This window comes from Pseudomonas sp. FFUP_PS_473 (assembly GCF_002858665.1).
Classification (GTDB): Bacteria; Pseudomonadota; Gammaproteobacteria; order Pseudomonadales; family Pseudomonadaceae; genus Aquipseudomonas; species Aquipseudomonas defluvii.
This window is the reverse complement of the sequence record NZ_PJQQ01000122.1, coordinates 1-355: the sequence shown is the minus strand read 5'-3', so window position 1 is coordinate 355 and position 355 is coordinate 1. Positions and strand designations below refer to the sequence as shown.

1 pseudogene is annotated in these 355 nt (G+C 56.1%); it reads right to left on the bottom strand.

Annotated elements, in window-relative coordinates:
- Positions 1-305: pseudogene (locus tag CYD26_RS24850) on the bottom strand (transposase); the annotation flags it as partial.
- Positions 306-355: the final 50 nt, after the last annotated feature.

Below are 355 nucleotides of genomic sequence, written 5' to 3'. Positions count from 1 at the left end.
CGAGTGCTTCTTGATGAAGGCGTACTTCAGCCGCACTCCTTGGCAAAGTACGCGGCGGCCTTTTTTAAGATGTCTCGCTCTTCCGTCACGCGCTTGAGTTCAGCGCGTAGCTTGCGCAGTTCGGCCTGCTGATCGTCGTCTTGCTGACGCTGCTCTTGGGGCTTGCTGTAGACCTTGATCCAGGCGTAAAGACTGTGCACGGACATGCCCAGGCGCTGGGCGACATCGGCGACAGGTTTGCCTTTCTCGGTCACTTGCTTGACCGCTTCGATCTTGAATTCTTCGGGGTAACGCTGACGACTCATGGCACCTCCTATTTGGGCCTCATTATGAGGCTTGGAGGTGTCTACGAAAC